Raw genomic sequence first — 10,944 nt, 5'->3', positions numbered from 1 at the left:
ATCCAGTGGGCCAGGCTCTATGTCGGGGTCTATTGCGGCCACATGCAGAACAATTACCCGGGAAAGGCGGAGATAAGCCTCGATACGGACAACGACGGGAAAGGCGACCAGATCCTTGGCCAGGAGAACATGAATGTCGAGTACACGTATCCCGAGAACGGCGGCACCGGCCCGGTCTACCTGCCCAATGGCAACCGGGTGACCAGCGACTACATCTTCTCGTACGACATGAAGAGCCAGCTGACGGGAAAACCCATCGGCGTTGCGGTCAAAACCGAGAAGACCCCCGCGTCTTCGTTTGACGGCAGGATCAAGTTCATGGCGCTGGTGGTCGCCTATAACGACAACGACGGGGACAAGATCTATTACTGGATCAACGAAGGGCACGACCCCATGAGCCAGCTGAACGACGGGGGATATACCGGGGAGACCACCTTTTCAACCTCCCGGGTATCCGAAAGCGAGGACAAGGAATTTTCAGCAACCCTCTCGTCTCTGTACATGGCCAGCGTGGACGGCATCTACACCCTGAACGGCGACGAGCTCATGGGGAACGGGGCCCCGCAGGGAGAGTATTTCGGCACCGAGGACTGGGATGTGACCGACTCGATCGAGCTCGGGGAGGACACGGAACTCCAGTACGAACGTTCGGGCGCCTACTTCAAGATTCCCCTCGCACTCCTCCGGATCAGCTACAGGGAACGGCCGGAAGGGACGCTTGAGGTGACCTCATTCCCCCCGGGCGCACAGATCCTGCTGGACGACCAGGAGACCGAAAAGGTCACGAACGCAACCCTCCTTTCGGTAGCAGCGGGGGAGCATACTGTCCAGGCAGTCCTTGAGGACAATGAAAAATACCGGGAAGCCAATCCGGTCACCGTCACGGTCAGGAACAAGGAGACCACCACGGTCAACATCACCTTCCCCCAGATCAACGGGTCTATCGATATCACCTCCGAGCCGCACGGGGCCTGGGTCTATCTCGACGGGAAGAACATGTCCGTCCTCTCCGATACGTTCCTTGAGGGTGTGATTATCGGGGAACACACGGTAGAACTCCTCAAACCCGGGTACGGGAATGCCACTGCCACCGTTCTCCTTGAGGAAGACCAGACGGAGTCCGTTGAACTGGAACTCGTGGAGCTGGCAGCCAATGCATCGGCAAATGGAACCGTCCAGACCGCAGGGGTTGGATATACCGGCCGGCCCTTCTCCCTGTACCGCCACGGCGCGGTAAAAGGAAACGTGGCGGTCCAGAAATCCGAAGGATACTCCGGCCTGCTCGGGAAGGGCATGAGCGCAACCTACCCGGTCGAGGTGAGCGTCCCGGAGGCTGCCACGGTCACGGACGCCCGGCTGTACGTGTACACCACCTGGAGCCACGATGCCGGAATCCTCCAGGGAAAGGCGTCCTCGCCTGGCGTGGAGATGGATGGCGAATCCCTGGAGAGGGAAGCGGTATACTCCGACCGGAAAGGGAACGGCACGTACGACTACCCGGTGGAGACCCACTGCTATGCCCCGACCGGGATCCGGCCCGGGAACCGGACGATTACGTTCACGGTCACCAATACCGGTGGGCCCGAGGACAAGTTCGCCACGTACGGCGTCGTGCTCCTCCTTGTCGCCGAAGACCCTGATGGAAAGGAGATCGAGTACTGGGTCGGTGAGGGATCCGATGCGGTATATGCGAACCCCGAATTCAATGTCGATACCTCAACTGCGGAGACGAGCATCCGGTTCCCCGGCACGCTCAACATGACCGCGATCGCGGAAGGTGAGCTCTATGCCATCAGCACGGCGGCATCCGGCAGCGGCAACCGCGTCCTGTTCAATGGCCGGACCCGGGCGAACATGCTGAGCGGCGGGTCTTCCGGGATCAGCATTGCACGGATGAATGTCAGCGCGGACGTCCTGCGTTCCGAAAACATCGCGGGTATCGGGAGCGTGGGGGAAGAGACCAAGGGCGATTACATGGAGAACCGGAACCTCGTCCTTGTCGTGGCAAAAGCGCTGGAAGGAGGTTTTCCCGTGTCCACCGCGCCATCTTTTAAGGGTGGGGAGGGGGATGACTCCGAAGAGAACAGTTCCGATCCCACCAGCACGGTCAACCTGACGAACCCGTCCCTGCTTGCGACCGGGCCGATCGAGGAGGTTCTCGACCCGTCGCAAAGGACGTACGAGGTCCGGGTGATCTCGAACCCACCCGGGGCGCTCATCTCGGTGGATTACCAGTACCGCGGCAAGGCAACACCGGATACCGTTGCCGGCCTCTCTGCCGGGAACCACACGGTCTCGGTTGAAGTGGAGGGATTCGAGCCTGTGGAAGAACGGATCTTCCTCACAACCAACCAGACCATGAGCTTTGACTTAAAAACGCGGGGAACCACCGTCCTGGAACGGACAAAAGTAGGGGAGCTGCAGGAAGGGATCGTAAACCAGGAAAATTACGGCGGGATCTTTGTCACGTCGAGCCCGGATGGCGCGGTCTTTGTTGACGGGAAGAAGACCGGCTTCACCTCGCCGGCCATTATTTACGGGCTCAAGGAGGGCAAACATACCGTTCAGGTCAGGGTGGCTTCCGTGCAGGGAACAGCGACGCAGGAGAAGATCAAGTTCCCCATCGAGAAGAAGGAAGTCGTTGTCGCAAGCGGGCTCATCACGCCGGTCTCGATCACCTCGTTCGAGAACCCGGTCCTTGCACGCCCGGCGATCAACTCGACCGCCTTCAACCAATCCGTATTCACCGTGAACGGGGAACCGCGCCAGTACCGTGTCGGGGAGAGTTTCGCCGTCCAGTCCACCCAGAATTTCATCACCCTCCGGCAGGACGATGCTTACGTCACCTACACGATCTTCGCCGATAATACGAGCGAGCTTGTGCTGGAGCCGCGGAGCTATACGCTGAACAGTATCTGGGTGGAATCAGACCCGCCGGGAGCCGATATCAGCGTTGACGGGTACCCGACGGGCTATACCACGCCGTACCTGGTGAGGAACATCTCCGACCAGGAGCACGTCTTCCTGGTGTCAAAACCGGGCTATTACCCGATCCGGACCACGGTCCGTGTCAGCGGTACCGATCTTGTCCGGCGCTTTGTCCTCGAGCCGTACCTGTACGGGAGCATCTCCGTCCAGAGCAATCCTGTCGGGGGCAAGATCTACCTCAACGGCAAGAATACCGGCCGGAAGACCCCGTTTGTCTTCCAGTACATGGCCGTCGGAGAATACTCCATCAAGGTCACCCAGAACCAGACCAAGGCAACCTACGAAGGATTCATGGTGGAACCCTACAAAATGAACGAACTCAACCTCACGCTGAAGAAAGGCAAGTGACCCGGAACGGGGGAGAATGCCCGTACTGTCGGGCCATCCCGGTATTTGGGAAACACGCCCCGGCGACTATCTGCGCAACAGGGGGCCGGAAGCAGTTTCGGATACCGTGATCATTGCCGCCATTTCCGGCCCGTTTATGGCGCTGATCCTGCCCTGAACGGGACCAGGAATTTTCCCTGCTCGTTCTCAATGACAAATGCATCCACACCGTATACCTTCCGGATGCACTCCGGGGTGAGGATCTCCTGCGGTTTCCCGTAGCCGGCCATCTTTCCCCCGTGCAGTACGACAACGGTGTCTGCGTACCGGTACGCGAGGTTGAGGTCGTGGACCGCGATGATCATGCCGGCCCCGCGTTCCCCCGTGATCTCCCGCATGGTCTCCATCACCTCGATCTGGTACCGGATGTCGAGCGCACTGGTTGGTTCATCGAAGAGGTAGAGCTTCGGATCCTGCGCAAGCGCCCGGGCTGCCGTTGACTTTGCCGTGCCTTTCTCCCCCTTGATCAGGACCCCGCCGATCCGGGGGTTGATTGCGTTCAGGACCAGGGCCTTCTTCATCTGCTCCTGGCCGACGATGGCTGTGAAAGGGCAGATGTCATGGAAGTGGTTCATACGGGGACTTCCCGGCGGGTAATGGTGCGGAACAGTTCCTGCTCGTCCTGCACTCCAGTCCGGACTCCCGCCCGGGTTCTGGCTGGTAATAACTACAATGAGAGATTTCTTAACATTTAGTATTACCTGTTTCATTTTCGTACACTCCTGATAACATAATTAACAAAATTATTAACAATTGAAGTGTCAGAGTTCACGATACGCGGTATCCGGGACAACCGTTATCCCCGCCCCGGGTGCCCGCCATGGACGGCCAATGAAGATCACTTCTGTTATGTGGGGGTCCTATGCCCCTGTCATGAAACGTGCAGCGGAAACCTGCGCGATCCGGTGTGCCATCTACCCCACCCGGATTCTCGAAGAATCGCCAAAGAAACGGGAGGAAGCGGTCGCTTCGATGAAGGACTCCGACGTCATCCTCCTGTACCATACGTCCGACCTGTTCTGGGAAGAGCTTGACCGGGAGGTCGAGGAGATCAAAAAGACGGTCCCGGTCATCTCGCTTGGTCCCGATCCGTCATTCTGGGCCCGGTCCACGGTACGACCGGAGATAGTGACCACCTGCCACCGGTACATCACCAACAACGGGGATGAAAATTTCAAAAACCTGCTCCGGTATATCGCCCGGGAACTGACCGGCACTCTCTCTCCGGTGGATCCCCCCGCCGATGTACCCTGGGAAGGACTATATCACCCCGAAGCACCGCAGGTGTTTTCCGGCGTTGACGAGTACCTGGCCTGGTACGGCAGCCGTGCAGGGGATAAGTACCGCGTTGCCCTTATCTTCTCCCGCACATCGTGGGCGGCGGGAAACGTGGCGCTCGAAGACCAGCTCATCGCAAGCCTCGAAGCAGAAGGCCTTGCCGTCATCCCTGTCTTCACCTACGCGATCCGCGACGATGCGCTCGGCGCCCGGGGCATGGACGAGGTGGTGTCCGATTACCTTGTCCGGAACGGGACCCCCCTTGTCGACGCGATGGTCAAGCTCATCCCGTTCCTCTTTGGCTCGGTACGGGGCAGCGGCACTTTCCCGGCCGGGACCTCGGCCGGGATCGGGCTGCTCCGGTCCCTTGATATCCCGGTCTTCTCCCCGGTCGTGACCATGTACATGGATCTTGCCCGGTGGCAGGCATCGGACGGCCTTTCCATGGATGTCGGCTGGTCGGTGGCTCTCCCGGAGTTCGAAGGGGTGATCGAGCCGGTCTTTGCCGGGACGAGCAGGAGCGAACCGGGCGGCGGCAAGACCCGCGAGGCGGTCCCGGACCGGTGCGCGAAGATCGCCCGCAGGGTCCGGAAGTGGATAATGCTTGCAAAAAAACCGGCAGCCGACCGGAAGGTTGCGTTCATCCTGAACAACAACCCGTGTGCCGGCACCGAAGCAAATATCGGCGGGGGATCCAACCTCGACACGCTGGAGAGCGTTGCCCGTATCCTTGCCCGCATGGCGGAAGCCGGGTACCGGGTTTCGCCTCCGGCATCCGGCAAAGAGCTTGTCGATACCATCCAGGAGAAGAAAGCAATCTCGGAGTTCCGGTGGACAACGGCGCAGGACATCGTTGCCTGCGGGGGGGCCCTCGACCTGATGGACCTGGATACGTACCTGCCGTATTTCAGATCGCTGCCTCCGGCGGTCCAAAAGAACGTGGCAGGGAGCTGGGGCGAGCCTCCCGGGGAAGGGATGGTGCTGGGCAACCGTATGCTGATTACGGGAATATCCCTTGGCAATGCCACGGTGCACGTCCAGCCCAAGCGGGGATGTTATGGATCGCGGTGCGACGGAACCGTCTGCAAAATACTCCACGATCCGAAATGCCCGCCGCCGCACCAGTACCTTGCCACGTATTACTGGCTCGACCAGGTCCGAAAGGCCGACCTCATCGTCCACGTGGGCACGCATGGCAGCCTCGAATTCCTGCCGGGCAAGGGCACCGGCCTCTCGCAGGAGTGTTTCCCGGACATCGCTGCCGGTAACCTGCCCTGCCTGTATATCTATAATTCCGACAACCCTGCGGAAGGAACGACCGCCAAGCGGCGCGGTTATGCCGTCCTGGTCGACCACATGCAGGCAGTCATGACCGGCAGCGGGCTGTATGACGAGCTTCTCGAGATCGACAGCATCCTTTCCGAGTACGAGACTGCCCGCCACGACCCGGCCCGCGCCCACGCCCTCCAGCACCAGCTCACCGAAGCCCTGATCCGGGCGAACCTGGACAAGGATATGCACCTGGATCACGGGATGCCCCTCGATGTCATAGCGGCGAAGGCTCACGAAGCGCTCTCGAAGATCCGCAATACCCGGATCCAGTCCGGCATGCATGTCTTCGGCAGCGTTCCCGCAGGTGCGCAGCGGGTGGAGTTTGTCAGCTCCATCATCCGGTTCGATAACAGCCCCGCGTCACCCCGCCGACTCATTGCGGGGGTCATCGGGTCTGACCTGGACGAGCTCCTTAAAGGGCAGGACCGGTATTCTGAGGATCGCGGGATGTCGTACGGCGCCCTGCTCGAAGAGGTTGACCGGGAGCTGGAGCGTTTTGTCGCTGCCGTACTCGACGATCCCGCGGTCCCGGCTGCCCTGGTCTTCGGCAGGAGGATCTCCGACGGGCAGGTGCGGGCCCTCGATATCGTGAGGGATCGGGTGATCGACATCGGCCGGCGGATCGACGAATCGCGGGAGATCGATTCCCTCCTGCATGGCATGGACGGCCGCTATGTCCCGGCCGGTCCCTCCGGCCAGATCACGCGGGGGCACGAGGATGTCCTGCCAACCGGCCGGAACTTTTACTCGCTGGACCCGCATCGCGTCCCGACCCGGGCCGCATGGCGGGTGGGGCAGCGCCTTGCCGATGCGCTCATTGAGAAGTATTCCCGGGAGGAAGGGACCATGCCGGAGAATATCGGCTTCTACTGGATGGCGGGCGACATCATGGCGTCCGACGGCGAGATGTTTGCCGAGATGCTCTGGCTGATCGGTGCCCGGCCGGTCTGGCAGAAGAACGGGCAGGTGAAGTCCTTCGAGATCGTCCCGCTCCACAAGCTCGGCCACCCCCGGATCGACATCACGGTCCGGACCACCGGCATCCTGCGGGACAACTTCGCCACCTGCTACGAGCTGCTCGACGACGCCATTCGTGCCGTTGCCGCGCTGGACGAACCGCCCGACCGGAACTTCGTGCGCCGCCACGCCCAGAAGAGCATGGTGGAGAACGGCGCCGGGTTCCGCGATGCAACGCTCCGGATCTTCTCCTCGAAACCGGGCTCGTACGCAAGCGGCGTCAACCTTGCGGTGCTCTCCAGCGCATGGAAGACGCAGGCCGACCTCGCCGATATCTTTGTGGCCTACAACGGGTACGCGTACGGCCGGGACATCGCGGGAAAGGACGCCCACGAGCACCTCGCGGCCAGCCTTTCGACCGTCTCGGTCACGTTCAACAAGATCCAGTCCGACGAACAGGACCTCCTCGGCTGCTGCTGCTACTTCGGCACGCAGGGAGGGTTCACAGCCGCGGCCCGGCACTATTCGGGCAACACCGTGAAGCCCTATTACGGGGACACCCGCGAGCCCGAAAACGTCGAGGTGCGCGACCTCGCCGACGAGATCCGCCGGGTTGTCCGGACAAAGCTCCTCAACCCGAAATGGATCTACGGCATGAAGGACCACGGGTATAAGGGGGCTTCCGATATCATGAAGCGGGTGACGCGGGTGTACGGCTGGTCGGCCTCCACGCAGGAAGTGGACGACTGGATCTTCAACGATATTGCCGAGACGTTTGTCAACAATGAGGAGATGCGGGACTTCTTTGAGCAGAACAACCCCTATGCCCTTGAAGAGATTGCCCGCCGGCTTCTCGAAGCCCATACCCGCAGCCTCTGGGATGCAGATCCCCGGGTGCTGGACGAGCTGAAGAAGAACTACCTTGAGATCGAGTCCTGGATGGAGGACCGGTCCGGGCAGGGGGATTACCAGGGCGGCACCGTGGATGTTGTTACCATGGACGACAATCCCTTATGGGGCGACGCGATGAAAGATATCCTGGAAAAAGTCCATGCACGACACCAGCGGTAATCAGAGCGGGGATGGCCGGCGATGAACGCGATCGAGACCGAAGGCCTGACCAGGTATTACGGGGATCTCTGCGCCGTGGACAACCTGAACCTCTCGGTAGATAACGAGATCTTCGCCCTGCTTGGCCCCAACGGTTCCGGCAAGACGACAACAGTGCTGATGCTGACAACGCTGCTCGCCCCGACGAAAGGCAGGGCGAGCGTCTGCGGGCACGATGTCCAGCGCGAGGGGGAAAAGGTGCGGCGTGCACTCAGCTACGTGCCGCAGGACATGGCAGTGGACATCAAGCTGACCGGCCGGGAGAACGTCCGGTTCTTCGCGGACCTGTACGGAGTACCCCATGCCGCGGACCGGGTAGACGAGGCACTGGCCGTGATGGAACTGACCGACCGGGCCGACGACCTCATACGGACCTACTCCGGGGGAATGCGCCGCCGGCTTGAGCTTGCGCAGGCCCTTGTCCACGAACCATCCGTCCTCTTCCTCGATGAGCCGACCATCGGGCTCGATGTTGCGGCCCGGAAGCGGATCTGGGAACACATCCGCGCCCTCCGCAGGAAGGGCATGACGGTCTTTGTCACCACCCACTACATGGACGAGGCGGACCAGTTCTGCGACCGTGTCGGGATCATCAGCCAGGGCAGGATCGCGGCGCTCGGGACGCCGGCCGAACTGAAAGCACGGCTGATGAAGGACGTGATAACGGCCAGGGTCGAGGGCCCGTTTACCCCCCCTGAGGTGGACGGTGTTGCTTTTGTCGGACGGAGCGGTGATGAGGTCTCGTTCACCGCCGGGAACGGCAGGGAGGCGCTTCCCCTCCTTGCCGATGCGCTGAAGAACAACGGGTGCGTTGTCCGGTCCATGGCGCTCCGGGAACCGACCCTCGACGACGTCTTCCTGCAGGCCGTGGGCCGGCAGGAGGAGCCGCAGGGCTTTGCGTTCGACAAGTTCCGGATCATGCTCAGGAGGAGGAAATGAACGGTATTGTCGCTTACATGAAACGGGATTTTTTGAAATGGGGCCGCGGCAGGGTGGCAGTGGTCTCCTCGCTCGTCATGCCGGCGGCATGGCTGGTCTTTGTCGGGCTTGCCCTGCCGGTGCAGTTCACCGGCAACTATCTTGACTTCATCGTGCCGGGCATCCTGGTCATGACCATGCTCACGGCCGGCCTCTCCGGGGGAGCACTCCTGATGTTCGATAAGATCCTCGGCTTCCTCAACAAGTTTTTGGCCCTGCCGGCTCCCCGGAGCAGCATCCTTATCGGGAAGATCCTCTTCATCACCGGCCGCGGGCTGGTCCAGGCAACCATCATCCTTGCCATCGCGCTCCTGATCGGGGCGAGCCTGCTTGACCCGGTACAGTACGGCATCACGTATCTCGTGCTCTTCCTCTTCGGGGTCCTGATCTCCGGTTTTGCAACAACGATCGCGCTCTATCTCGAAGACCATGACTCCTATGCTGCATTCAACACCATGATCTCGATGCCGCTCTTCTTCACGTCGAGCGCCCTGATGCCGTACAGCGTCATGCCCGGCTGGCTTGCAATGATTGCCCGTCTCAACCCACTGAGTTACGCTATCGATGCCGTACGGGAGGTGACTGCCGGGGGCTTCCCGGCAGGAGCGATCCTCCTCCTCCTTGTATTGGATGCTGCGTTCCTGGCAATCTGCCTGCGCGTTTTCCGCAAGGTTACCATCTGACTCAATTGCGGGCCGGAGGGGTTTTTTCCTGTTTTTTGGGGAAGACCCGGATCCGGCAGGATAATTCTTCAATAATCGTCCGATAATGCCCGAAAGGAGCTATTCTTCGATCGCGATGGTTGTGAGCTTCACGGATTCGACGCCCTTGTGTGCCATCAGCTTCTCGGTGAGTTGTTTGAGCTGGTTTCCATCGCCATGGATCAGGATGACTTCAAGACATTTCTCGTGCGACATGTGCGAGTGGAGCGTGGCCCTGATGATGGGGTTGTATTCATTCTTGATATCGGTAATGTCCTGCAGGAGATTGCGCTGCTCATGGACGTAGACCATAGTGATTACTCCCTGACGGAGACCTCTGACCTCGCTCATCCACTTGTAATTGGAGATGTATGTCCGGATTGCATCGCGTATGCCTTCCGAACGTGAGGAGTAGTCGCGGTAGTTCAGGATCTCATCGAACTTGTCAAGCAGGTTCTTCGGCAGCGAGATGCCGATCCGCGAGAGGTCGTCGTCCATGGTCATGGGGTATCAGTGATGGGAATATCATAATTACTTGGTCTTAAGGATTTTGAACAAACGCGGATATGCGTTGTACCTGGTAATACAATAAATAACGAAAACCATGGTTTTTATCGCCTGGCCTGTGCGAAAGTGTTCTGGCTCTCGTACGCTGCCAGTCTGCATCCCGGCTGCCGGATCCACTCCCTCAAAGCATACGACCGGATCTGACGGCCCTGTTTTCGCATCCCGGTTCATGAACCCATACCGGTAAGCGGAGCTGGACACTACTATGGCGATAGCAAAGAAGGCACCGGAGAAGACCATAACAAAAAAACGGCAACAAAAACCGCAGGGAGACCTGTCGCCAAAACAAACAATAATCTGTCTTCCTTACCAGAATCCCGTTTTCTGTCTTACCTCCGCTTCTCACCCCATATTCCGGGCGCTGGTGAGAGTGCGGCTGCTACGCTCGTTCCCGATGCAATAGCACTTCTCTTCCGCGTTCATGTGAACATCGATGAATTTCGCATCAAACGTAATTCAGGGCCCCCCTCTCCCTCATGTCTCTCAAATCGATTACGCCCCCCCCTTCCCTATGGGTGGGGGGTATGCCGGATACCCCCTCCCCCGTTTGCGTTTCAAATCGATCATACCCCCCTACCCCGAGGGTGGGGGGTGTCCGGGATCCCCCCCCCCCCCGTAAGCCGGAAGGGACCCCCTGCTCCCCGGT

The 10,944-nt window shown here is 60.1% G+C and carries 6 protein-coding genes; 4 read left to right on the top strand and 2 right to left on the bottom strand.

Going from position 1 to position 10,944, the window contains the following annotated elements:
- On the top strand, positions 1 to 3,336 hold a 3,336-nt coding region (locus PHF39_RS13060; RefSeq protein WP_300224809.1), incomplete at its 5' end, for a DUF3344 domain-containing protein.
- 134 nt (positions 3,337 to 3,470) lie between these two features.
- Here PHF39_RS13060 and PHF39_RS13055 read toward each other — a convergent pair.
- Positions 3,471 to 4,085: a hypothetical protein gene (locus PHF39_RS13055; protein WP_300224807.1), complete on the bottom strand. Its 615-nt coding sequence runs from the start codon at positions 4,083 to 4,085 to the stop codon at positions 3,471 to 3,473.
- Between the two features lie 121 nt (positions 4,086 to 4,206).
- On the opposite strand from PHF39_RS13055, the gene cobN reads away from it, so the two are divergent.
- Genes cobN through PHF39_RS13040 form a run of 3 tightly spaced genes read left to right on the top strand, consistent with a single transcriptional unit; the run spans position 4,207 to position 9,713 of the window.
- Positions 4,207 to 8,013 carry a cobaltochelatase subunit CobN gene (gene cobN / locus PHF39_RS13050; RefSeq protein ID WP_300224805.1) on the top strand — a complete coding sequence of 1,269 codons (3,807 nt, stop codon included), beginning with the start codon at positions 4,207 to 4,209 and terminating at the stop codon, positions 8,011 to 8,013.
- Positions 8,014 to 8,034: 21 nt separating this feature from the next.
- On the top strand, positions 8,035 to 8,991 hold the full coding sequence (locus tag PHF39_RS13045; protein ID WP_300224802.1) for an ATP-binding cassette domain-containing protein: 957 nt from the start codon (positions 8,035 to 8,037) through the stop codon (positions 8,989 to 8,991).
- Positions 8,988 to 9,713 (top strand): ABC transporter permease, encoded by a 726-nt coding sequence (locus PHF39_RS13040; protein ID WP_300224799.1) that lies wholly within the window; start codon positions 8,988 to 8,990, stop codon positions 9,711 to 9,713. Before PHF39_RS13045 ends, PHF39_RS13040 begins: the two co-directional genes overlap by 4 nt.
- 99 nt (positions 9,714 to 9,812) lie before the next feature.
- Here the strand turns inward: PHF39_RS13040 and nikR are convergent, their stop codons facing one another.
- On the bottom strand, positions 9,813 to 10,235 hold the full coding sequence (gene nikR / locus PHF39_RS13035; protein WP_300224796.1) for a nickel-responsive transcriptional regulator NikR: 423 nt from the start codon (positions 10,233 to 10,235) through the stop codon (positions 9,813 to 9,815).
- Between the last annotated feature and the right edge of the window lie 709 nt (positions 10,236 to 10,944).

Source organism: Methanoregula sp. (assembly GCF_028712425.1).
Classification (GTDB): domain Archaea; phylum Halobacteriota; class Methanomicrobia; order Methanomicrobiales; family Methanospirillaceae; genus Methanoregula.
This window is presented reverse-complemented; position numbering and strand designations above follow the sequence as displayed.

What these genes read in the sequence shown, in the direction of transcription:
- PHF39_RS13055 (WP_300224807.1), bottom strand. Translation starts at nt 4,085, where the DNA reads ATGAAACAGGTAATACTAAATGTTAAGAAATCTCTCATTGTAGTTATT.
- cobN (WP_300224805.1), top strand. Translation starts at nt 4,207, where the DNA reads ATGAAGATCACTTCTGTTATGTGGGGGTCCTATGCCCCTGTCATGAAA.
- PHF39_RS13045 (WP_300224802.1), top strand. Translation starts at nt 8,035, where the DNA reads ATGAACGCGATCGAGACCGAAGGCCTGACCAGGTATTACGGGGATCTC.
- PHF39_RS13040 (WP_300224799.1), top strand. Translation starts at nt 8,988, where the DNA reads ATGAACGGTATTGTCGCTTACATGAAACGGGATTTTTTGAAATGGGGC.
- nikR (WP_300224796.1), bottom strand. Translation starts at nt 10,235, where the DNA reads ATGACCATGGACGACGACCTCTCGCGGATCGGCATCTCGCTGCCGAAG.